The following is a 21,736-nucleotide window of genomic DNA, read 5'->3' as shown; positions in this document are numbered from 1 at the left end:
GGCACAATTACTGGCGGTCCCAATACTTATTGGGAGGATTGATAACGCATGTCTGAACAAGAGCATTTCGACATAGCCCTCGATCCTAAAGAACTCAACATTGACTGGGATAAGGCCACAGTTGATAAAGAGGAGTTACTCGAAGCAGGTTACCCTCTGGCCTTACTCGTCAATTGGATCGAGAACAATATCATTGCACCTTTCTCTGTTGAAAACAGTAAACGCCATTTCTACACTAAAGAAGTGTTTAAGGCGACTGTTTATCATGTCATGAGCCAAAAAGCTCAGGACGATGATAAGAAAGTAATGGACTAGTCTTTGGCTAGTCCATCTTTCTTATTTATAAGACACCCCGCATATTTATTTTTACAAAAATAAGACGGCTTACCCTCTAAAGTCGTTCCTGGCGCAGAAAATAAAATTTCCTCATCAACTTCCCTATACAATATAAAAAAGCTCCTACACGAAATCACTTCGTATAGGAACTTAATTAACCTTTAAGATGTATGAGTATTTGGGTTCGTATAACGATAACGTCTTTGTACATAATAGTAGAGACACATAGCTAAGAGTACGACGATAGCGATCGCAATATAGAGCCAACGATATCCAATGGCTGAAATAACGAAACCTAAGACGAATGGTCCGATACCTGAGCCTAAGTCTAAACAAATAAAGAATGTCGATGTTGCTAAGCCCATCTTATCTGCTGGTGATTGTTGAATCGCAATCGTCTGACTGCTAGGAACGAGCGTACCGTAACCTAGTCCGACAAAGATAGAAGCGAGAATAATCAACCACGTATTCACTGAACCTGCTAGCGTAATGAGTCCAAGCGCAAAGAGGATAAATGTTGGGAACATGATGAAATTAGCCCCTTTGTGGTCGAATATTTTACCAGTGAATGGACGAGAAATGAATGAAATCACCGCGTAGAAGATAAAGAATAAACTAGATGCAGTGACGAGATCCATCGTCTCCGCAAAGCTTTTAATATAGGAAAGAATACTTGAGTAACAGATACCTATAATAAAGATAACGATTGAAATCGGTAATGCTTCTGGTTGAAGGAAAGCTTTCCAACCTTTAGGCTGATTCTGTTTATCGTTTGAACGCACAACTGGGATGCGTTTAATAAATAAGGATAGGATAAATGCAATAACGATAAAGATGAGACCAAATAGGAAGATATGTTGGAAACTTGCTTGTTGAGAGATGAGTATCCCTACAAATGGTCCGATAGCTGATGCGAGAATGTTACTTAATGAGTAATAACCAATACCTTCCCCTTTACGAGAGGCAGGCACAACTTTAGATGCCATAGAACTTGTTGCGTTAGATCCGATACCGAATGCGAGGCCATGGATGAAACGCACGATATAAAGTATGACGAGTGTCGCTGCGATGTAGTAGAGTGCCACAGCAACGAACGAGAAGACTACACCAAAGAGCAACATGTATTTCAGTTGAATTGAATCGATGAAACGTCCGGCAACTAGCCGACCAAAGAGCATGCCAATGATAAAGATTCCTGCTGCTAGTCCACCAAGACTTTCACTCGTATGGAACGCATGTATCGTATAGGATGTCACCGTTACGAATAACGCGAAGTGAACCATATACATGAGAAAGTTCACAACAGTGACGTTGATAAAGTCACGCGTCCATAAAGGCTCTTGTACTTGAGATTTATGAGCCATATCTTTCACCTCACTATGAGTTAATCGTTGTGTACTTTAAATTGATTCACACATGTTATTTATACTATTTGATTAAGTTAAAACGTGCCGTGCTACTTAATGTTTGAAGTATAGATTAGTACTGTGAGATATTTTATTATCTTTGTTGGCAAAAACGAATTCATTGTTATTTAAAAAGAGAGTAGATTTAAGAAGAATAATAGAAGTTTGATTTGAAATTATGTTTAAAACCCACACAATTGAGCAATAGTTACTAATGAAAAAGGCTCACCTTTCTTCATTCCTTAATTAACGACAATGTAGAAGATCAATCTTAGGATTGTTTGCTCTGTGGAGAGGCTTGTTTTTTAGCGAGTCTCTCCGGGGCAAGCCTCTCCGCTAATTTATTAGTGAGGAGGCTGATACATTGGCAAAATTTGAAGAAAATGACATCCAAATTGATCCAAAAGAGATTGATTTGGATTGGAGTCAGCTGATAACTGACGAACAAGAGATGTTAGAAGCTGGCTACCCACTTGAGCTTATCGCTCATTGGGTCGACAACAACATCCTTGAGCCTTTCTCAGTCGATAATCAGCGCCAATTCTACACACAAGATGTGTTTAAGGCGACTGTTTATCAAGCTATGGAACAACAATCCGTAGCTGATAATAAAGAAGTTATGGACTAATTTGTCCATAACTTCTCCCTTTTTAATTATTGAAATAAATCTTGAAACACTGATAAAGAGCGTTTCACTGTCTCGATGTATTGTTCTTTCACTAAAGGTTGCTCGTTAAAGTACTCTAATATATGTTCCGGTACGGTTTCTTCTTTGGGAAAATTAACATCTTGTTCTACGTAGTCTACAAGCTTTCCTAATGGCGTGTCATCTCCCACGAAACTTTGTAAAAATTCGTAAAAACTCATGACTTCACCTCAAAATCTTACAGCTGTCAAATTCGAATCCTGTTGCGAAGATAAAGTTTATTATTCCTTTCGCCAAACTCGGAATTCGTTTCCGCTTGTAATTCCTTATTTCCATTTTAACAGACAACTAATTGTATTGTTAATAGTGACATTGTTACATTTTATTGTACGACAGATTTTTATAGTTTATTAAAAAAATCGTGTAAAGTCTATTGACTTTAACTAAATTGTATGTCCAAAAATGGTTTATGCTTATTCTTATTGCATCATCTACTAGTGTAACATTAAAAAGAGTTGTTTTTATACCTAGTTTCATAATTTTATTAAAATACTTTTCTCTCCTATGTAATACATTTTCAACTTTCGTATGGATGTTGCGGTATGCCCCTTTATTAATACTTTTTATAGCTTCTCTCGCGATGTGATTCTAATATCTAACTTCATTCAATTTATCTATATTAATGAAGAAAAAATCTTGAACTGCCTCTTTAAACCCTTTTTCTGATTAAACTTCTCTCTATCCTTTCATAAAGCAGTGACGAATTCAAAATATAAATTTGGAATTTACAATTTCTTAAAATTCAGCGCGCTCGCTTCAAATTTTTGAAATTTGAAGCGAGCGCATTTTTCATGTCCTTTTTTATATCTTTCTAATCTTTATAACTCTTTCAATTTAAAGAGCTAAATATTGATGTCTCCTGCTAAAGCAGTCGACATCTAGAGACGAACGAAAAAGGAAGGAGGTATAGAGAGATGATGTATTCACAAATTAAGAACATTCTTCTCAGAAAGCAACAATCTATTCAAACTATTGTAGAGGTTTATGAGCAACACCAAGATAATATCGTTTCATGTGAAATGCGTAAACTAGATATGCTTTTTCAACAAATTTATGCAGAGTTGCATAACTCAGCAGTAGACGAGCTCACATTTGTAGCCTCTACACCACAAGAGCTACTCGAATGGTTTGTCATTCAACACTATTATTACGATGTATTCTAACGCATGCGACATATATCGTCGTTACAAGGAGATCTAAATTTCTACAAACAAACGTCAAGCCTAACGTTTTAATATTTTATTGTTTTCAGACTTTATTCTAAACGACCTTAACTGTCTAAGGTCGTTTTTTATAATGAATTTATAGAGGTTAAGAGGTGGTTATCATCGAACAGGCATACCGTTTACTTGAAATTTATACAAAATTACTCAACCGCGACACAGTAAATACGGCACTGCTTGCTGAAGAATTTAAAGTTGATCGCCGTACTATTCAACGTGATATCAGCAATATTAAACATTACTTTTACGAGAAAAGTCTTATCAACGAACTCGATTATGAAATACATTTTAACTTTAGTGAAAATAGTTATTTCATCACAAATAAGACTGACCGCTCACTAAATAGTTTAGAAACTGTCAGTTATGAAATGACACACCAAACATATAAGAAGATTAAGCAGACCTATCGAACACAAGTCATCCATCAAGATGCGCAATATATCAAGGTTGAAATGCAACTTTCAACGATTGAAGCGATCAATCTCTGCTTTCAATATCGTAAGTCTTTAAGGTTGATTGCTCCAGAACCACTTTATGCCCAATTCATCACAGAGCTCATCAAGCTTGAGATGATTTACTTAAAACACAAAATTTAATAAATGTTGGAAGGATGAACACTGAATTAGAGGTTCAGTGTCGTCCTTCTTCTATTATAACTATCTTAGATGCCTCAACATTTACAAAAAAGGAGTTAGAACAAATATGAAAAAGAGAATAATTTCAACACTCAGTATCACTGCCCTACTACTCGCAGGGTGCCAAGGACACGACAAGCATGAGGATGACTCAAAGGATCAGAAACAAACATCTAGTAGTAAATCTACTTCATCTTCTGATAATAAAAAGTCATCTGAAGACAAATCAAAATCCAAAGATAAAAAGATGAAAGAAGTTACATTCGAAGATTTATTCAAAGATGGTAAAGGTCATATGCTATACGATATCAAAGCAAAGTCTTATCACGTCAATGAGTCAGTAGACTTTGACAATATTGAAGAAGAAAATAATAGCTTAGAACATATGTACTACGTTAAAGATAACAAAGGTCTTGAATATAACGTTGATTTCAATAAAGATGATTCCTATACTTTTAAAAACTTCACTAAATACGATACAGATACGCAGAAATCTAAAATAGAAAAACTTGAGAAACGTCAATTAAATGACCGACTACTTAATGAAGATAAGGGTAAAGTTAACTATCATGCTGATTTGTCGCCTTTCTATCGCTTCAATTACGTTAAAGATGGTAAATTTGATGGCGTTTCATATCTATTTTCAAAACACGACCTTAAAAAGAAAGATGAATTTGATATTGATGAGCCTAAAAAATGGATGGAAACTCACACCACAGATAAAGATCTAGAACAGTATAAAAAAGACGCTCAAAAAAATTATAGACCATCATATAACATGGCCATCAAACCTTTTGAATACAAAGGGAAGATGTATGCAGGTTTAGCTGAGGGGACTGAACTGGACAACGGCGTTGATAAGCAGCAAGCAATACCTGAAGTGCTCATTACTGAAGTGCCGAAAAATACAAAAATAGTCGTAAATAAAGACCATAAAGATAAAAATACGACCGTTCTAGACTACAGAAAAAGCGATGATGGTTCTAGAGAAGCAAAAGAGAAAAAAGACAAAGAAGAGCGTGACTTAGATAATATTTAATAAAGGGGGGAACATCTATATGAAAAAATTAGCTAAAAATTTATCGCTTTTCATAGCTTTTGCTTTATTTGTGACCATGTTAAGTGGGTGTGGGAAAAGCATCAAAAATAAAAAGGAAGTGACAATCAGGGATATTATTAATGATTCTGAGACTCATTTCCTATATGCAACAGAACCCAAAGACGGGGTTCATGAATCTAACGAAGATTATTTAACTAAGAATGGTAAAGTTAAGCATATTACATTTAAACATCCTGTTGAAATATCTAAACTGTCTCAAACTAAAGGAAAAGATATTGAGAAGAAATTCAAGTTAGATTCATCTAAAGAAGATAATAATAATAAATGGCAAAAAGTTAAATCTTATGGCGAAATCGTTGATAAACAAGGTAACCCACTCATGACATGTGTATTTAGCTCAAAAAGAACTGAAAAGAGTTTTAAAGATGGTTCTTTATATCCTAATCTTGCTAGCAGCGATTGTTTATTTTACTACTCTTCGCAAAAAGCTTTGTCTCCTCAAGGTGCTAAAACAACAAATTTAACTTTAGGTAAATTTGATGCTAGTTTTGAAAAAATGGTACAAGCAAGAGCACAAATTACTGGTGGACACGAAGAGGTTATTCGGAGAGATAACGAGGATTTCGGGTTGAATTATCATGTTGTATTGCCTGAAAAAGTGAAGAAAATCAAAAATGTAAAGTCTGATGACAAAGATGTTGTCACGTCTGAATTTGAGCACGGATTCTTGGAATAAGACAACAATTATTATCTACTGATTAAGGAGTTTTTATATGAAAAAGTTAGTTGAAAATATATCACTCCTTATTGCTTTCACTTTACTTATAAGTATAATGAGTGGTTGCGAAAAAAATGTAAAACACAAAGATGAAGTATCTATTAAAGATATAATTGAGGATAAAGAAATGCATTTTATATACGTTACTCACGCTCATAATCATAGTGATCAAACAGACTATGGATATTTAACTAAAAATGGTAAGATAAAACGTCTATACTTTGACCATCCTATAGAAACATCTGAAGTTATAAAAACTAAACCTAAAGATATTGAAAAAAGTTTGATATAAAAAAGGAAGATGGTGCTCAAAGATATAAAAACTGGACTAAAGTTAAATCTTATGGGAGAGTAGTTGATCCAGATGGAAACCCAGTAACAACTACCTTATTTTCTAAAAAAATAACGAAAAAATCTTTTGAAAATGAAGGCACTAAAGGACCAATAAATAATGAGTTCAATATGATATTCCAATATGAATTTACGAATGTAGAAACACATCAAGAATCAGATAAGAAAAAGGTTAACATTGGTTCCTTTAGTATGAGACCTGATAAGGAAATTAAAACAAAAGCAAAAATTTTAAACAAAGATGAAGATGAGATATACAAGGATTTCGATATAAAAGAAAGAAGTTATACTATTTACAACGTTGTGCTACCTAAAAACGTGAAAAAGCTCAAAGACTTAGATCCAGACAACAAAGATGTACTCACTACAAAATATGGAGATAATATGACGTACTAACAAAATGAAAAACACTTAAAATTAGAGGCTCTTTCATAACTTACTCTCGTTATGAAGGAGCCTCTCTTTTTGACTTATACATAAATATCACATTTAAAAAACGTATCCAGCACATTCCTAAAAATAAGACGCCCGGCTGTCTCTTAACTTATGAAATTGTTCCCCACATACTTCCCATTTGGTCAGTAGTGCGATTCCATGTGCGAATTGGTAAGTAGCGACGACCACCATTAGAATCGTAACCTAGCCATACGTAACCATCTTGTTTCATAACCTCATCGTAATGAATTGTTTGACCTGCTTCTAAAGTTCCACCACGTGGCATATTAATAAATGGGCCTGTTTTACGTGTAATAATAGAAGTATTTGGGGTAAATGACGCATGTTCTTCTTTATACAACGTTCCATATTGATTTTCTTGGAAACCAGGATGGGAAGCACTAGAGCTACCGCCACTCTGACCTCCGTTACCATAACCTAATGATTGTAAGAACGGTAATGGATTCTCAGCTGTTTCGTTACTTGGATAGCCATTCATACGTTGGAAGTGTAAATGTGGCCCCGTAGACGCGCCTGTATTACCTGAATAACCGATAATTTGACCTGTCTGAATTGTTTGACCTGCTGCTACGTTGAAACCACTAAGATGCATGTAGAATTGAGAATGTTGTCCGTCTGGTTCTTGGACAGTAATCGTGTTACCGCCACCCATTTGGTCCCAACCTGCATACTTAACTGTACCTCCAGTAATCGCACGCACTGGTGTACCTTGTGGCATCGGTAAATCCACGCCATAGTGCATACCATTATTATTCGGTAGAGGGTAACTACCAAAGCCGTATGATACGTTATACGCGTTCAACCATTCTGCTGAACCATAACTTGGCATCGCGAAGAATGTTGTTTCTGATGTGCTTTCTTGAGTATTTGTCTCATTTTCTGTAACTTCGTCTTGAGGTTGTGTGGCTTGGGTTGCTGCTTGATCAGAACCTTCAACGTTGATATCTTCATTTGATTTCTCTTCTTCTGTTGGTGTTACTTCCTCGTTCTCTTGGTTAGACTGCGCGCTGTCTTCTGTACCTTGTCGTCCTCCATCTTGTTGGTATGTAGAAATTTCATTTTCTGAAGACGTGTTATTTGTATTAGCCTTTGTTTCTGCTTCTGCCTCTACATTTTGCTCGTCTGACGCTGACGTTTCTGAAAGATCTTGTTTACCTTCACCACTATCAGTTTCGATTTGTCGTGGCTCTGCTTGAGTCTTCATCGCTTCTTCTTGTTGGCTACCAGTTGTATCAGCTGCTTCATTATTTTTAACTCCATCTTGTGGTCCCTCTGCCTGTTCCTCTCCTTGAGTATCAGCCGTTTGTTCCACTTGTTCTGCATTGTCTGTTTCTGCTGCTTCAGCGACGTCACTATCGCCCATATGTATCCATAAACATGTTCCCACTATCAGTGATCCGACACCTACAGTGAGCTTGCGAATTCCGAATCGTTGGCGCGATGATTGATTCCGTTTCATCTATGTAACACTCCTCAAATTAATTGCTGTTCCCATTGTTTCACGCCTTATAGTAAAAAGCCATTAAATTCAAATATCATTTACATTACATAAATGTAATATATAATTTTAAAGAAAATAATCATAATTGTGTCTATTATAGCTAACGACATACAAAAAACGTTTGCACCCTCAAAGGTTGTTAAGTCTCTCACACCTCTAAGCATACAAACGTTTCTTTAATTATTTCTGTTTCGTTAAACGACCGTCCACTAATTTAAAGACTTGGTCGCAATAATCGGTCAAACGTTCATCGTGCGTTACTATAATGCACGTTTTTTCCTGTTCTTTACTCATATCTCGTAGAATACGCATGACTTCCATCGCATTTTCAGTATCTAACGAGGCGGTCGGCTCATCCGCTAAGATTAGCGATGGATTGGTATATAGCGCTTTAAGAATCGCCACACGTTGTTTCTGACCGCCAGACACTTGTTCAGGCAGTTTGTTGACAACTTTGCTTAAACCTAGGCGTTCCAACATGTTCTGCAACACCTCATCTGACATGACATCTTTCTTTTCCTTTCTCAATAATTCAAATTGTTGCTTAACTGTGAGAAAAGGAACCAAGTTTGAGGTTTGTAATATAAAGCCGATTTCATTCATGCGAATATTTGATAACTGCTTTTGAGATAATTGCGTAATATCTTGTTCATTAATCACAATTCGACCTGATGTGGGTGTTTGTAGTGCACCTGCCATAGTCAATAAGGTACTTTTACCTGAACCGGAAGGCCCAACAATAGCGACAATCTCACCTTTACCAAGCTTCAAAGTGGTAGGTTTCACAGCCTCAATCGTCTGGTCGCCATCTCGAAAGTCTTTCGTCACTTGATCAAATTCAATCACTTTAACTGCCTCCTAACCTATCGCTTTCAACGGATCTATCTTACGGATGCTGAGTATTGAGAACACACTGCCTAGTAGCGAAATCACGATAAGTGCCACGCCAAAGAGCAGTAGTGTGAGTAAATCCAGCTTAATCGGCACCGCATCTGGCAAGAATGCGCTCGTCAACAACGTCAGTCCAAAGCCAATGACTGTACCTATCAATGCGAGAATGAAGGTTTGTGATAGAACCACTTTGCTGAGATAGCCATTCGTAAAGCCCTGTGCCTTTAAGACGCCAAAGAGTTGTTTCTTCTGTAAAGTCATCACGTACAAGAAGACGCCGATAACTGTCGCAGATATGATAAATAAGAACGTAATCATGAAGTTTAAAGTCAGATTCTGCGGTTTATAGCCAGGAAGTTGTTCGATAAAGTTATCCATGCTCACCGCTTCAAGCTTGCTGTCGAGTGATTTGTCTTTCCAATTCTTGTCCTTCACTACGACAGCGTTCACTTTGTCACCCTGTAGCTGTGGATTGACTTTCGCAACCGTTTGATTGTTTGCGAAAATGACAGGTGAAGCGTTGTATTTCGCACTTTCTGTCACGCCGACGACTTTCAATTTCACGTCAGATTGTGACAAACTGAGCTGATCGCCCACCTTAAATCCTTTATTTGCTAGTGATTGGTCAATCATCACTTCTTTATCTTTATGGACTTTGTGACCTTTGACAATCTTCGATACGAGGAACGAAGGCTGTTCTGTGCCGAACATGAGCGCATTCTCTTCGTCGTTACCGTTCGAAGCGATGACGCCCGTTTGTTTAAGTGTCGCTTGTTTCTTATACTTGCCGTCCACTTTATCCTTGTACACGATAGATTGCGCCACCGTTTGATTGGCATCTTTGTTCATGACAATCGCGTCCGCATTCCACTTTTTAATGCCTTCTGTATTCATGTTAATTAGCCCTTTTGCTAACCCAGAGAGTAAAAATAATAAATAACTGATGAGTATCAAGATACAAATAATTAGACTAAATTTGAGTTTATTTCTCTTAATTTCATTCCATGCTAGAAACATTGTTTTCCTCCATCATCTGCGCATTTTATTGTAATATGCGACTTTCTAATAAATACTCTGATTCATAACGTTGCGCTAACTCCCTCAAGTAGTCACGCAAGTCTGATGCAGGGCGCGTGCCACTTTTGAATTCCTGCTTTAACTTCTTGTAATGCTTTTTCTCATCGGAAGTCGCTTCATTTTTAAAATAACCCCACATATGATCTGCAGAATTAATGATATTGTTCTTCTTCGGCTCATATTTCAACGCTTGAATGATGAGCTTCTCGATTTCTTTGTACGAGGGATCTCCTTTCAAACGCTCTCTAATTTCATCATAGGTACGGTGACTGTACCATAACACACGGTACTTCTCTGTCCGCCACAATAACTCAATACGACCGCGCTCTTTCATCATGTCATCTCCTTACTACGTCTTTATCTTTACATATTCCCGTTTTGACTACGAATTATTACTACTATCGGACATTCAAGTGTAGTATAAATGGCTATCGGGTAAATAATGAGTGAGGTGATAATGCTATGAGTAAAGAACAAGTTAAGACAGAAATTGAGAAGATTCTTGAACAATCTAAAGTAGGTGTCCTATCTACTGCTCATAACAACGTGCCAAACAGTAGATATATGATTTTCTATAACGATGATTTCACACTTTATACTAAAACGAGCATCGAATCCGAAAAAATACAAGAATTCAAAGACAATCCTCGCGCACACATCTTACTCGGTTTCGACGATACAAACAACCGCAGTTTCTTAGAAATTGATGCTGAAGTTGAAATCTTGAAAGATCAAGAAACGATTGACTGGTTATGGCAAAAACAAGATAAATCCTACTTCGATTCTAAAGACGACCCAGATTTATGTGTCATCAAAGCCACTCCTAAACAGGTGAAAGTGATGAATGATGACAATGTGGATTCTCCACGTACGATTGAAATGGATTAATTCAAGTAGATCACAACTCATCAATAACGCACTACGGTGACGGAAACGCCTCTCACCGTAGTGCTTTTTTATGGCACTCAAAAGCCACTTCTTGCAAGCTGATACTTTCAACCTCTTCAAGAAGTGGCCAATTATGAGATTAATGCCCTGTCATCCAAGGACGAGCATTCTTATTCGGTTTCTTCTGTTGTTTCGGCAAGTCTTTGCCTTTTACCAGACGTGGTTCCTGTCCGCGTTCAATCCGTTTCTTCAATTTCGAATCCATACGTCCTGTCTGAGGTGCGCTAAAGACACGTGTAGAGCGTTGCCCACACTTGGGACACTCGGCCTCGTCGTGATTGGCGTTCATCGACTGTCTAATCGTGAACTCTGCACAGTCAGGACATTTGTAAGTATAGTTTGGCATTAGTCTTCAGGATCCAATTTCGGCATGATATCGCCTTTGAAGATTTCTCGTGGTAAGGCAATCGTACAGCAAGAGTTTGGAACGTCGACAATACCTGCAACTGTGCCTTGAACGGGAGCTGAACCAAGTAACATGAAGGCTTGTTCACCTGTAAAACCACGTGTCTTCAAGAACTCAATCGCATTGAGACATGCATTACGATAAGCTGTATTCGCGTTTAAGTATGTTTGTTCGCCGCTAAATTCATCTACTGAAATACCTTCGAAGACGATGTAGTCATTGTAGTTCGGTAGCAATGGACTTGGTTTGAATGCCGGATTCTTCTTGATTTGATATTTGTCCATACCGCCTTTAATCACATTAACGCGTAAGTCGACCCAACCTGGCATTTCAATTCCACCACAGAATGTGATTTCACCATCACCTTGTGAGAAGTGTAAGTCACCGATAGACAGTTTCGCACCGTCAACATGAACTGGGAAATAAACGCGTGAACCACGAGATAGGTTCTTGATATCACAGTTACCACCGTTTTCACGTGGAGGTACTGTACGAGCACCTTCTTTAGCTACTTTGTCAAAGTCTTTACCTTTCAACGTTCCGGCAACGACTTGGTCCGTATCCGGTAAGTATGCGAATGGTGGCTCGCGATCGGGATCTTGTTCTACGAGTTTCTTCTCACGACGGTTCCATTCATCTAACATTTCTTGAGAAGGCGCTACACCAATTAGTCCAGGATGGATGACCCCTGCAAATTCAACACCTGGCACGTGACGACTCGTCGCATAAACACCATTAAAGTCCCAAATGGATTTCTGCGCATCTGGATAATGATCAACTAAGAAACTGCCGCCATTCGTTTTATCGAAAATACCATTGAAGCCCCATTCATGTTCTGGAAAAGCACCAATGTCTAAAATATCTACCACAAGTAAGTCTCCCGGCTCAACGCCATTAACATGAACTGGACCACTGAGTACGTGTACACGGTTGAGGTTCGCGTACTTGATATCACTTGGATCATCGTTGTTACCAACTTGGCCATCTGTCCAGTCTAAACATTCCATACGGAAAGATTCCCCTGGATCTACTGAGAATGCAGCTGGGATGTCTGGATGCCATCGGTTATGTCCTGGATGATCTTGTTGGTCCATCTTTTTGTTTAAATCTACGTGAAATAATTTCTTCGGCATGATAATTCCCCCATTTATCATTTTTTCGTTTCTGCACGACATTGAAGATTAAAATGTCAAAGTTTTCTGACTGAAATTGAAGTTATGTAAACGTTAACACATTTTGCGGTAAAAGTTTATTATTTTCTCTTTTTGAGTAGGAAGGGAGTCTTAAATTTGAGGTACTGTTTTTCATTTATACGTAAGTAGTTGTTCGTGTTTTAAGATTTTTGCGTTACCCAGACACTTAGGCACCGGTTCCGTCGTTCTAATCATAGAATATTGTTTCATTATCCTACCCCTACATTACAGATAGGCATAGTATCTGAACATCTAGGCAAATTTTTAACAAATTTGTTGTTTCAAAATACGGTATTGTTTCATATTTAACCGTTCCTAAGTGTAATCAATTCTTCATTTCGTCTTTTATGTCAGACTTCTCTGTTTGCTTAAAATGAAACATTTTAAACACTTAAGTATTCCGATTTAACAGATAGGCATAGTTTTTGAACAGTTAGGCAGAATACCTACCTATTTTTGTTTCATTTTCACTGAGTACTTACTATATTTTTATGAAATTGATAATCAATATCAATAAATGAACTTCAAACTTCTCTGTTAATTGAGTTAGTTCTTAAAAAGATCTTATTTCAATTAATTTATCTAAAAAGACAGTTAGGCAGAATTTCATACACTTACGCACTCAGATCGGCTCAAAGTGAAACACCCTAACTCACCTCTTTCTTAACGTATGATTGGTTTAACTACAAACGGGAAATGAAATAATGAAACAGACAAGGAGTGATATTGAATGAGTATGATTGATGAACGTATGGCGAAAGATATTGAAGACAAGCCGTCACGTGCAGAAGCTGAGGGCGAAGGCGATTGGAATTCTGAACAAGAAATGCAACAGAATGCATTTGAACGCTTAGGCAAAGACTCAGTTATCATTGAAACACTCGTGATTATGAACGTTGTGTTTGCCGCAGCGACATTTGGCTTAATCGGCGCATTAATTTATGCGTTGAAGAAAGATTAAACCTAAGTCTGACACCTCAACAAAGATGATTTATTTCAGGATGGGACGCGAAATCGAGTGATTTCAGTTCCATCCTTTTTTACTGCGTTGCATTATTTTGTATTAGCAATAGTTTTTATTACATTTTAAAAAGCTAAAAGTGATAAAATGACTTTGCATTAAATCACAATAAGGAGGAATCCCCTATGAGTAACGTCTTGATGGTTAACGTCGGCTCAGAAGGTCATATCAATCCGACGATTTCAATCGTACAGCGACTCGTTGAACAAGGCGAACACGTCGTTTACTACGCCTCAGACAACTTCGCTGACAAACTCAAACAAACCGGTGCGGAAATTCGACCGATTTCAACAGAGGCGCTCATGACTGAATTCCGACATTATGGTAACGATAACCTCTTTAATGTCATTAACGGTCTGTTGCGGATGGGCGATGTTGTGATTCCTGAAGTGTTAAATGGTATTGAAGGTGAACATTACGACTATCTCATCTACGACTCCATGTTTAGTATGGGCTACTGCATCGCGCAACATCTCGACATCCCGTCCATCTCACTCTACGCCTCTTTCGCTGAAAACAAAACGACTTTCGACCAAAAATTAGATGGTATGGCGCATGCCCTAAGTGACGACGAAGTTGCGAAAGCTGATGACATCTTCAACGACTTGAAACACCATTTGGAACAGAAATACGACGTCGACATCCCTTCTCGCTACGTGGTAATGCAGAACCCTGCTGACCTCAATATCACTTTCGTTATGAAAGGTTTCCAATCTAACAAGGATCTCATACCAGATGACCAGTTTATTTATGCTGGACCTTCACTACGTCACGTCGAACAAGACACTGAATTTCTTGAGAACATTGATAGTTCACGTCCACTTATTTACATTTCGCTTGGAACCGTATTTAACAGTAATCAGCGTTTCTTCGAACAATGCGTCGAAGCATTTAGTGATATTGATGCGACAGTGCTCATGTCAATCAATAACCCAGATGTGCTGGATACGCTCAACGATTTCCCTGACAACTTTATCGTGAAATCTTACGTGCCACAGCTTGAAGTGTTGAAACGTGCAGATCTCTTCCTCACTCATGGTGGCATGAACAGCACTAACGAAGGGATTTATTATCACGTACCATTGATTGCGTTTCCTCAAGGCGCAGATCAACCGTTTGTGGCGAAGCGTATCGCAGAGCTCAATATTGGCACGCAAATGGATACGGCGCATATTTCAGCTGAGGATATTAAAAGAGAAGCTACACACATTCTCGAACATCTCGACACGTATCAAGCCAATGTGCGTAAAGTAGCAGAAGATCAGCCTTATGAGGAACCAGGTTATATCGTAGCTGCAGATAAAATAATGGCGTTCGGGCGACAATCCTAATAATCTAGTTAAGATAAAATAAATGAAGGCGACTCACATTTGTTCGAGTCGTCTTCATTTTAATTTGATGTAAATTTGGCGTTCTTTGATATTAACGCAACTTTATATATTGTTAATGTCACTCATTATCCAACTGTACTGATTTTATTTTTGGAATTTCAGGAAGAAAGCCGTACTGAATCTCCATTTTTAACCCAGCCGGTTGACCATTCACTTCTACGCGATAATAACCTATATGTCCACTTCCTTGATTATCAGCCTTTTTATCAACAGAAATATGCTTTTGGCTCTTTAAAAAATGATATGTACTATTATCTTTAGACACTTTCTTCAACTTCTTAGTATCGCCCTGTTTGATATACTGATTTAATTGTTTCTCACCTGAATGTGTCGCCCAGGCATCAAATAAGAAAAAGTTCGCAACAATATAAGCTATCGCTAAAATAATAAGAACACCTATAACATAAAATATTTTCTTCACTTTGAAACTCCTAATATTTCAAATTTATATTTTAATATAACATAAGTAATTTCACCTTTCCTCCCCCTAAAGTGTGAATTTATTTTCAGAAATGATTCAACATGCTTAAGAGATTTTATAACCCAATATATATCCAGTTTTAAAGCCCTTTGAGTGAAATATAAGTTAAACAGATCTACTCGCCACCAAACGGACCACCATTTCCAACTTTCCTTTTATCATCAAAAAACGCTCACAGAAGTCAACTTGAGACTCCTATGAGCGTTCTATATTAACCTACAGCTTTGATATCATCTAAATTAACTAAGTTCTCAATCATCGCATTGTTGTCGTAACCTTTCGCTGCCACTTTACCTGTCACGTTCAGATAAATCATATCTCGGTCTATCTTGAAGATATAGAAAGAAATACGTTCGATTCCATGTGACTCCAACAACTCTACAATCTCGCGTTTCAACTGAGGTGTATAAGAAGCTTCGATCGTAAATTTAATCGTCTCTTTACGAATAATAATCTCATGAAGAAAACGCGCACGCATAAAGTATTGGATAATCACAATGAGAATCGTCGTAACGATACCGATAAAGTACATGCCAGCACCGAGCGCCATACCAATACCTGACATGATCCATAATCCTGCTGCTGTCGTTAAACCATTGATGTTCGAGTTACGAATCAGAATCGTGCCGGCACCGATAAAGCTGATACCGCTAACAACTTGAGCAGCGACACGTGATGGATCGAGCGCAATGTTCGTCTGACCCAACAAATCATCGAAACTGTATTTCGAAATGATGATAAAGAGTGCTGAAGCTGCACTGACGAGAATATGCGTACGTACACCCGCAGCTTTCATCCGCTGTGCACGTTCGTAACCCATCACCGAACCACAAACTGCTGCGACGAAGATTCTTAGAAAGAGGTCTAATTGAAATAACATATTATCCCTTCTTTCACGCCATGCATGATTTCAACTTCCTCGTACTTATTCTACTATAATTTCAATTTAAGCAGAATCAGATTGACCTTTCAATGCGGTCTCTGTGAGTTTCAATTTATAGTCATGAATCGTTTGAAGCGAACCGTCTTTACGCTTCAAGATAATGTGGTCGCGTGTGATTTGTGTAGGACTTGAAACCCCTACTGCAGCCGCAATCGTAAACAGACCTTCATGTAAACTAGTGATATAGTTCGTCACGCGATATTTCTTCTCATCAACAATCAGCGCACGTTCACGTTTAGGATCCGTTGTCGCAACGCCAACAGGACATGTATTCATATGACATTGTTGACTCATGATACAACCTACGCTGATCATCATACCACGTGCAACATTGATTAAATCTGCGCCAAGACCGAGCGCAATCGCAATCTTATCTGGCGTTACGAGTTTACCTGACGCGAAGATCTTCACTTTGTCACGCACGCCGTATTTTTCCAACATACCTGAAACGATTGGAAGTGCTGTGAAGAGTGGAAGACCCACGCCATCTTGTAATTCTTGGAACGTCGCACCCGTACCACCTTCACCGCCATCGACAGTGATAAAGCTTGGGTACGTATCCGTTTCAACCATCGTCTTCACGAGCGCCTCGATTTCATGTACACGGCTTACTACAATCTTGAAACCAACTGGCTTCTGGCCGTGCGTTTCGAGTTTCTTCACCCAACTTAATAGTTCTTTATTATTATTGATATGTGCGAAACGGTTTGGAGAGTTAATCGTCTTCCAAGGTTCCACATTACGAATTTCTGCGATTTCTTCTGTTACTTTATTACCTTCCATGTGACCGCCACGCGTCTTCGCACCTTGAGCGAGTTTCACTTCAAAGGCACGGACCTTTTCACGACGCGCTTGTTTCAAGAACATGTCTAAATCGAAGTCACCTTCTTTATTGCGGACACCGAACATACCTGGTCCGATTTGGAAGATGATATCTGCGCCACCTTCGAGATGGTATTTAGAAAGACCACCTTCACCTGTATTCATCCAAGTTCCAGCTTGACCAAGTCCCATTGATAATGCTGTAATTGCACGTCCACCAAGGGCACCATAACTCATACCTGACTGACCCACGAGCCTTTTAATCGTAAAAGGATGTTGAAGATGACTGCCTAAGACGATCGCATCATCGTCCGCGAGATAGAACGGATCAATTTCAGTCTTATGAATCTTCTCATCACGGTTGAAGAGACGTTCGTTCTTGATCTTGTAGATAAAAGTCGAAATCATACGAGATTGATCGACGTTAAGCTCAGATTCTTGCTTCGGATACATGGCATTCTGTATGAAGAAGCCATCTTCATATGGATACAACGTACCGTAACTGGACATACGTGAATTATACTTCCCAGCGATAACGATGTTTTTATAATCGCTACGTGAGAAAGGTTTCCCTTGCGTATCTTCAGAGAACAAGTATTGACGCATCTCAGGACCAATCTTCTCTAAGAAATAACGGACACGCGCAAGTAATGGATAGTTTCTTAACACACTGTGATGTTTCTGCGTCTTGTCTTTAAAGTAGAAAGCAATGGCAGTAATAATGCCGAAAAGTAGAACTCCTACAACTAATACGTTGATGATTAGTTGTAGTATCGTAAGAAATGTCATGACTATATCCCCCAATATGTGAGTTTCATCGATTATACTGAGACACCGTGTAAGCTCCCCCGTGCTCATCCAAGGATATTGTAAGCGCTTTATTAAGTGATATAACAAAAAAGCAATCATCGCCCTCTGACTGCTTTAAATGTTGTGTACCCTAGACAGTTCGTGTAGTCAATAAGTAACTTACAATATTTGGTTATCAATCGTTATGTTATCGTTTTAAATTAAAACGAACTCAAAAAATTAAACCTATTCAACATTGTATTATTCTACATTTTCATTTGTTTTTCAAGGCGTAACAACGGGATTTTGTAAAAAGTGAAAAATCAAAAATAGTACGACAAATTTATGGGATTTAGACTTAAATAAGCCTCCACACTCATTAAGAATATGTGGAGGCTTAGAGTTGAATTTATTTAGTATGAAAAAGAAATAATAGCTATTAATAATAACAACTTTTACATCAGTTATAACTTCTCAATTAGCGTTGCTAATAAAGCAGTTCTATCTGAGACATATCTGACATTTATATGTTCATTACGGGCATGAGGACCCCCACCTACACCACCTAGGCCATCTAATGTAGGTGTTCCTTGGGCTGCAATAAAACTACCATCACTACCGCCGCCTACAGCTACTTCTTCAAGTTCAAAGCCTAATTCATTAGCATAACTCCGCGCCTTATTAAAAAGTATTGCTGTTTGTTTAGTTCTTTCCATAACAGGTCGAACTTCTCCGCCTTCGATTTCTATTTTTATTTTTTCATTACTTGATGATAAATTCTTTATTTTTCCATCAATTTGTTGACCTATTTCATTCTCGACGACTCTTACATCTACTTTAATTTCAGCGAAATCCGGTCGTACATTAATACCTGTTCCGCCACTAATTAAGCCAACGTTCACTGTAGTGCCTTCTTCATAATCAGTTAAACTTTCTAATTTCTGAGTAAATATTGCTGCTTCAAGAATTGCACTTTCACCCTTCTCATGGTCATTTCCTGCATGCGAATTTTTACCATGAAATTGGATTTTATAACGATAGATACCTTTTCTAAATGTCTTGAGCGCGCCTTGTTCTCCGGTAGCAGCTTCCGCCACTAAACCATATTTGCTTTGACGAGCAGCTTCCTCGATATACGGTCGGGATGTCGGAGAAGCGATACCTTCGTGGTCTCCATTGAACAAGACTTTCACTCGTTTATTCAATGCTTTATTATTCTCCTTTAACGCACGTAAACTCCAGAGAATTTGAACTACACCTGTCTTCATATCAATAACTCCCGGCCCATATATTATGTTATCTTCTTCAATTAGTTCCAAATCTCCTTTATCCCAAACTGTATCAAAATGTCCACTAAGTAAAATTTGTTCTTTACCTTCCCCTGTTTCAAAGGTTATATGATTCCCTGTTTCATTTTGTTTAATAATATTCGGTGTGATTCCCAAGTATCTTTTGATAGCATTTTGAATCCACTCCCCTGCTTGATCAACTGCATTTTTGTCTGAGGTAGGTGATTCAAGTTGAACTAACTGTTTGATATCACTAATAATTTCATCCTTGTGCATCTCTATATAATGTTGGATGTCAGACATCATATCTCCTCCTTATTCGATTAAATCATCAGAACTATCATTTAATTTTTCTAAATTTTGGATTCTTGATTTTACTGCATCTTTATACCGCTCTCTATATCTTGTAACTAAAACATTTAATAAACTAATTACTGGTGCGATTTCGTTATAACCACTCACATCACGGTTTGTTTTTGCCAGAAAGATTTTATCCGAAATATCATAAATCGGTGAGAGTAGACTATCAGTAATTCCGATAATACAAGCCTGTCGCTTTTGAGCATTTTTAATAAAATGAACTGTGTCTTTGTGATAACGTGGAAAAGAAATAGCTACTACACAATCTTCTTCTGAAACATCCATTAAAAATCTATTTACTTGATCGCGATTTACAATTATCACATTAGGTTTATAATTAGCGAATACATGACTGAACCAATAAGCTGCACCGTACGCTGTATTGTTCCCAATAATATATATTGTTCGAGTTTGATGAAGTATTGTTACTACATCATCTACTTGTTTAACATCTAATGTATGAGCCATATCTTGAATTAGTTCTCTATCACGTTCCATAGTTTCTACATAACTTTTAGAAGTAGAAGTTGTTTTATTTTTGACGTCAAACACATACTCTCTGATCGCGTTTTGCATCTCAGTATAGCCACTATAACCAATCGTATAAGCGAAACGTATAATTGTAGCTTCACTAACCTCGGTTACCTGTTGTAATTTAGCTAAGGTCAGATAACTTGCTTCACGTGAATGATTCAGAATATAGTTAGCAACTTTCTTCTTACCTGTAGTTAATGTTGTGAATTCAGATTCAATCTTTTCTATAACGTTCTTCGCCATTACTTAATCTCCTTACATATTATTTTCTGATATCCTTACCATACGCTCTCCCGAAAAACAATAGCGTGGGCGATTAATTGCTGCAATATAGCCGTCAAAAGGGGCTTGTACTTTTTCATTATTCAACATACCTAGGATATCACCTTTTTTACAATGCATACCAGCACTCATGTAAGGGCGAAAGAATGCGTGTCTATTCGATTTCATAGTCGTCATCTTATGATGAAACTGAACATACTTATCTTCGACACGCTCTTTACTTGGAATATTTCCTGTATAACGAAAAAGGTCTTTAAGCTTTTTAAAAGTTGAACCAGCAGAGGGCAAATCCACTACACCGTCTGGCTGCCCACCTTTCATTTCAATCAACATCGCTTGTTGACCCTCATGGCAAGCTTCAAGAAATAACTGTCCTCGTGCTCCTCCAGTATGAACAACATTTTCAATACCAAGTTTACGCGCTAAGGTATATTGATGATCGTATTCACTATACAATGACATGACATAAGTAGAACCATGCTCACCACAGCAGTGTAAATCAATGATATAATCGGCATTTCTGGTCACTTCCCATACTTTGTGAGCGAGTTGTTCAGTTTGCGTACCACTAGTCTTCCCAGGAAAAATACGATTTAAATCTACTTGATCATATGGTGAAACACGAGAGCGATTGAAGTAAGCTGGCTTGTTAACTATAGGTATAATCTTTACCGTACCTTTAGGAGGGTGTTGATTAAAATAATCAATGAATTGATATGCTGTGTAAATTGCTGTTTGTTCAACTCCATGTATTCCTGCAGTAATGATAAGTTCAGGGCCCTTACCTTCGCCAAAAGTATAAAGATCAAAATTCGAAAGACTTGGTTCATGATAAGTGATGCTTTCCATATATGTTC

25 protein-coding genes are annotated in these 21,736 nt (G+C 37.8%); 11 read left to right on the top strand and 14 right to left on the bottom strand.

The window, feature by feature from the left end:
* The first annotated feature begins 48 nt into the window (after positions 1 to 48).
* Positions 49 to 315 (top strand): hypothetical protein, encoded by a 267-nt coding sequence (locus tag HMPREF2802_RS08595; protein ID WP_070503659.1) that lies wholly within the window; start codon positions 49 to 51, stop codon positions 313 to 315.
* Between the two features lie 182 nt (positions 316 to 497).
* On the opposite strand, the gene HMPREF2802_RS08590 is transcribed toward HMPREF2802_RS08595, so the two are convergent.
* The gene (locus tag HMPREF2802_RS08590) at positions 498 to 1,700 is read right to left on the bottom strand and encodes an MFS transporter (RefSeq protein WP_049411506.1); all 1,203 of its coding nucleotides are present in this window, start codon (positions 1,698 to 1,700) and stop codon (positions 498 to 500) included.
* Positions 1,701 to 2,106: 406 nt separating this feature from the next.
* Between HMPREF2802_RS08590 and HMPREF2802_RS08585 the strand changes: the two genes are divergently transcribed.
* A complete protein-coding gene (locus HMPREF2802_RS08585; RefSeq protein WP_049411509.1) occupies positions 2,107 to 2,370 on the top strand; it encodes a hypothetical protein in 264 nt (87 codons plus the stop codon).
* Between the two features lie 26 nt (positions 2,371 to 2,396).
* On the opposite strand, the gene HMPREF2802_RS08580 is transcribed toward HMPREF2802_RS08585, so the two are convergent.
* Complete coding sequence (locus HMPREF2802_RS08580; protein ID WP_049411512.1) at positions 2,397 to 2,609, bottom strand: YozE family protein; 213 nt, start codon at positions 2,607 to 2,609, stop codon at positions 2,397 to 2,399.
* A 753-nt stretch (positions 2,610 to 3,362) separates the two neighbouring features.
* On the opposite strand from HMPREF2802_RS08580, the gene HMPREF2802_RS08575 reads away from it, so the two are divergent.
* The 6 genes from HMPREF2802_RS08575 to HMPREF2802_RS08550 all read left to right on the top strand — a co-directional run bounded on the left by HMPREF2802_RS08575 (position 3,363) and on the right by HMPREF2802_RS08550 (position 6,891).
* Positions 3,363 to 3,611: a hypothetical protein gene (locus tag HMPREF2802_RS08575; protein ID WP_070503657.1), complete on the top strand. Its 249-nt coding sequence runs from the start codon at positions 3,363 to 3,365 to the stop codon at positions 3,609 to 3,611.
* A gap of 155 nt (positions 3,612 to 3,766) precedes the next feature.
* Complete coding sequence (locus HMPREF2802_RS08570; protein ID WP_083307615.1) at positions 3,767 to 4,267, top strand: HTH domain-containing protein; 501 nt, start codon at positions 3,767 to 3,769, stop codon at positions 4,265 to 4,267.
* Positions 4,268 to 4,373: 106 nt separating this feature from the next.
* Complete coding sequence (locus HMPREF2802_RS08565; protein ID WP_070503655.1) at positions 4,374 to 5,345, top strand: hypothetical protein; 972 nt, start codon at positions 4,374 to 4,376, stop codon at positions 5,343 to 5,345.
* 19 nt (positions 5,346 to 5,364) lie between these two features.
* Positions 5,365 to 6,102, top strand: coding sequence for a hypothetical protein (locus tag HMPREF2802_RS08560; RefSeq protein WP_070503652.1), 738 nt, complete (start codon positions 5,365 to 5,367; stop codon positions 6,100 to 6,102).
* Between the two features lie 37 nt (positions 6,103 to 6,139).
* Entirely contained in the window at positions 6,140 to 6,436 is a 297-nt protein-coding gene (locus HMPREF2802_RS08555; RefSeq protein WP_070503650.1) for a hypothetical protein, read from the top strand.
* A 170-nt stretch (positions 6,437 to 6,606) separates the two neighbouring features.
* Positions 6,607 to 6,891 carry a hypothetical protein gene (locus HMPREF2802_RS08550; protein WP_070503648.1) on the top strand — a complete coding sequence of 95 codons (285 nt, stop codon included), beginning with the start codon at positions 6,607 to 6,609 and terminating at the stop codon, positions 6,889 to 6,891.
* 148 nt (positions 6,892 to 7,039) lie between these two features.
* On the opposite strand, the gene HMPREF2802_RS12410 is transcribed toward HMPREF2802_RS08550, so the two are convergent.
* The 4 genes from HMPREF2802_RS12410 to HMPREF2802_RS08530 all read right to left on the bottom strand — a co-directional run bounded on the left by HMPREF2802_RS12410 (position 7,040) and on the right by HMPREF2802_RS08530 (position 10,754).
* A complete protein-coding gene (locus HMPREF2802_RS12410) occupies positions 7,040 to 8,410 on the bottom strand; it encodes a peptidoglycan DD-metalloendopeptidase family protein (protein ID WP_070503647.1) in 1,371 nt (456 codons plus the stop codon).
* Positions 8,411 to 8,632: 222 nt separating this feature from the next.
* Positions 8,633 to 9,298, bottom strand: a complete 666-nt coding sequence (locus HMPREF2802_RS08540; protein WP_070503645.1) for an ABC transporter ATP-binding protein — start codon at positions 9,296 to 9,298, stop codon at positions 8,633 to 8,635.
* Positions 9,299 to 9,310: 12 nt separating this feature from the next.
* Positions 9,311 to 10,360, bottom strand: coding sequence for an ABC transporter permease (locus HMPREF2802_RS08535; protein ID WP_070503644.1), 1,050 nt, complete (start codon positions 10,358 to 10,360; stop codon positions 9,311 to 9,313).
* A gap of 25 nt (positions 10,361 to 10,385) precedes the next feature.
* Positions 10,386 to 10,754, bottom strand: a complete 369-nt coding sequence (locus HMPREF2802_RS08530) for a YbgA family protein (protein WP_040806846.1) — start codon at positions 10,752 to 10,754, stop codon at positions 10,386 to 10,388.
* A 128-nt stretch (positions 10,755 to 10,882) separates the two neighbouring features.
* Between HMPREF2802_RS08530 and HMPREF2802_RS08525 the strand changes: the two genes are divergently transcribed.
* Positions 10,883 to 11,308: a pyridoxamine 5'-phosphate oxidase family protein gene (locus HMPREF2802_RS08525; RefSeq protein ID WP_002472637.1), complete on the top strand. Its 426-nt coding sequence runs from the start codon at positions 10,883 to 10,885 to the stop codon at positions 11,306 to 11,308.
* Positions 11,309 to 11,447: 139 nt separating this feature from the next.
* Here HMPREF2802_RS08525 and HMPREF2802_RS08520 read toward each other — a convergent pair whose 3' ends face one another.
* Positions 11,448 to 11,714: an FmdB family zinc ribbon protein gene (locus tag HMPREF2802_RS08520; protein WP_070503642.1), complete on the bottom strand. Its 267-nt coding sequence runs from the start codon at positions 11,712 to 11,714 to the stop codon at positions 11,448 to 11,450.
* Complete coding sequence (gene fmdA, locus HMPREF2802_RS08515; RefSeq protein ID WP_002472640.1) at positions 11,714 to 12,907, bottom strand: formamidase; 1,194 nt, start codon at positions 12,905 to 12,907, stop codon at positions 11,714 to 11,716. Before fmdA ends, HMPREF2802_RS08520 begins: the two co-directional genes overlap by 1 nt.
* A gap of 790 nt (positions 12,908 to 13,697) precedes the next feature.
* On the opposite strand from fmdA, the gene HMPREF2802_RS08510 reads away from it, so the two are divergent.
* Together HMPREF2802_RS08510 and HMPREF2802_RS08505 are read left to right on the top strand one after the other, a co-directional pair.
* Complete coding sequence (locus tag HMPREF2802_RS08510) at positions 13,698 to 13,928, top strand: hypothetical protein (RefSeq protein ID WP_002472653.1); 231 nt, start codon at positions 13,698 to 13,700, stop codon at positions 13,926 to 13,928.
* Positions 13,929 to 14,113: 185 nt separating this feature from the next.
* On the top strand, positions 14,114 to 15,319 hold the full coding sequence (locus HMPREF2802_RS08505; RefSeq protein ID WP_070503640.1) for a macrolide family glycosyltransferase: 1,206 nt from the start codon (positions 14,114 to 14,116) through the stop codon (positions 15,317 to 15,319).
* A gap of 118 nt (positions 15,320 to 15,437) precedes the next feature.
* Here HMPREF2802_RS08505 and HMPREF2802_RS08500 read toward each other — a convergent pair whose 3' ends face one another.
* From HMPREF2802_RS08500 to HMPREF2802_RS08475, 6 genes are all read right to left on the bottom strand, one after another.
* On the bottom strand, positions 15,438 to 15,800 hold the full coding sequence (locus tag HMPREF2802_RS08500) for a YdgA family protein (protein ID WP_070503639.1): 363 nt from the start codon (positions 15,798 to 15,800) through the stop codon (positions 15,438 to 15,440).
* Positions 15,801 to 16,071: 271 nt separating this feature from the next.
* Positions 16,072 to 16,740, bottom strand: a complete 669-nt coding sequence (locus HMPREF2802_RS08495) for an MgtC/SapB family protein (RefSeq protein ID WP_002472642.1) — start codon at positions 16,738 to 16,740, stop codon at positions 16,072 to 16,074.
* 66 nt (positions 16,741 to 16,806) lie between these two features.
* On the bottom strand, positions 16,807 to 18,414 hold the full coding sequence (locus HMPREF2802_RS08490; protein WP_070503637.1) for an FMN-binding glutamate synthase family protein: 1,608 nt from the start codon (positions 18,412 to 18,414) through the stop codon (positions 16,807 to 16,809).
* Between the two features lie 464 nt (positions 18,415 to 18,878).
* Positions 18,879 to 20,006 (bottom strand): M20 family metallopeptidase, encoded by a 1,128-nt coding sequence (locus tag HMPREF2802_RS08485; RefSeq protein ID WP_070503635.1) that lies wholly within the window; start codon positions 20,004 to 20,006, stop codon positions 18,879 to 18,881.
* A 12-nt stretch (positions 20,007 to 20,018) separates the two neighbouring features.
* A complete protein-coding gene (locus HMPREF2802_RS08480) occupies positions 20,019 to 20,840 on the bottom strand; it encodes a MurR/RpiR family transcriptional regulator (protein ID WP_070503633.1) in 822 nt (273 codons plus the stop codon).
* 12 nt (positions 20,841 to 20,852) lie between these two features.
* Positions 20,853 to 21,728 (bottom strand): succinylglutamate desuccinylase/aspartoacylase family protein, encoded by an 876-nt coding sequence (locus HMPREF2802_RS08475; RefSeq protein WP_070503631.1) that lies wholly within the window; start codon positions 21,726 to 21,728, stop codon positions 20,853 to 20,855.
* Positions 21,729 to 21,736 lie beyond the last annotated feature (8 nt).

Origin of the sequence: Staphylococcus sp. HMSC071G07 (assembly GCF_001811435.1) — a bacterium.
Lineage (GTDB): Bacteria > Bacillota > Bacilli > Staphylococcales > Staphylococcaceae > Staphylococcus > Staphylococcus pettenkoferi.
This window is presented reverse-complemented; position numbering and strand designations above follow the sequence as displayed.

Excerpts from the sequence above, each read along its gene's own strand:
- HMPREF2802_RS08595 (WP_070503659.1), top strand. The coding sequence starts at position 49 with ATGTCTGAACAAGAGCATTTCGACATAGCCCTCGATCCTAAAGAACTC.
- HMPREF2802_RS08590 (WP_049411506.1), bottom strand. The coding sequence starts at position 1,700 with ATGGCTCATAAATCTCAAGTACAAGAGCCTTTATGGACGCGTGACTTT.
- HMPREF2802_RS08580 (WP_049411512.1), bottom strand. The coding sequence starts at position 2,609 with ATGAGTTTTTACGAATTTTTACAAAGTTTCGTGGGAGATGACACGCCA.
- HMPREF2802_RS08575 (WP_070503657.1), top strand. The coding sequence starts at position 3,363 with ATGATGTATTCACAAATTAAGAACATTCTTCTCAGAAAGCAACAATCT.
- HMPREF2802_RS08565 (WP_070503655.1), top strand. The coding sequence starts at position 4,374 with ATGAAAAAGAGAATAATTTCAACACTCAGTATCACTGCCCTACTACTC.
- HMPREF2802_RS08560 (WP_070503652.1), top strand. The coding sequence starts at position 5,365 with ATGAAAAAATTAGCTAAAAATTTATCGCTTTTCATAGCTTTTGCTTTA.
- HMPREF2802_RS08555 (WP_070503650.1), top strand. The coding sequence starts at position 6,140 with ATGAAAAAGTTAGTTGAAAATATATCACTCCTTATTGCTTTCACTTTA.
- HMPREF2802_RS08550 (WP_070503648.1), top strand. The coding sequence starts at position 6,607 with ATGATATTCCAATATGAATTTACGAATGTAGAAACACATCAAGAATCA.
- HMPREF2802_RS12410 (WP_070503647.1), bottom strand. The coding sequence starts at position 8,410 with ATGAAACGGAATCAATCATCGCGCCAACGATTCGGAATTCGCAAGCTC.
- HMPREF2802_RS08535 (WP_070503644.1), bottom strand. The coding sequence starts at position 10,360 with ATGTTTCTAGCATGGAATGAAATTAAGAGAAATAAACTCAAATTTAGT.
- HMPREF2802_RS08530 (WP_040806846.1), bottom strand. The coding sequence starts at position 10,754 with ATGAAAGAGCGCGGTCGTATTGAGTTATTGTGGCGGACAGAGAAGTAC.
- HMPREF2802_RS08525 (WP_002472637.1), top strand. The coding sequence starts at position 10,883 with ATGAGTAAAGAACAAGTTAAGACAGAAATTGAGAAGATTCTTGAACAA.
- HMPREF2802_RS08520 (WP_070503642.1), bottom strand. The coding sequence starts at position 11,714 with ATGCCAAACTATACTTACAAATGTCCTGACTGTGCAGAGTTCACGATT.
- fmdA (WP_002472640.1), bottom strand. The coding sequence starts at position 12,907 with ATGCCGAAGAAATTATTTCACGTAGATTTAAACAAAAAGATGGACCAA.
- HMPREF2802_RS08510 (WP_002472653.1), top strand. The coding sequence starts at position 13,698 with ATGAGTATGATTGATGAACGTATGGCGAAAGATATTGAAGACAAGCCG.
- HMPREF2802_RS08505 (WP_070503640.1), top strand. The coding sequence starts at position 14,114 with ATGAGTAACGTCTTGATGGTTAACGTCGGCTCAGAAGGTCATATCAAT.
- HMPREF2802_RS08495 (WP_002472642.1), bottom strand. The coding sequence starts at position 16,740 with ATGTTATTTCAATTAGACCTCTTTCTAAGAATCTTCGTCGCAGCAGTT.
- HMPREF2802_RS08490 (WP_070503637.1), bottom strand. The coding sequence starts at position 18,414 with ATGACATTTCTTACGATACTACAACTAATCATCAACGTATTAGTTGTA.
- HMPREF2802_RS08485 (WP_070503635.1), bottom strand. The coding sequence starts at position 20,006 with ATGTCTGACATCCAACATTATATAGAGATGCACAAGGATGAAATTATT.
- HMPREF2802_RS08480 (WP_070503633.1), bottom strand. The coding sequence starts at position 20,840 with ATGGCGAAGAACGTTATAGAAAAGATTGAATCTGAATTCACAACATTA.
- HMPREF2802_RS08475 (WP_070503631.1), bottom strand. The coding sequence starts at position 21,728 with ATGGAAAGCATCACTTATCATGAACCAAGTCTTTCGAATTTTGATCTT.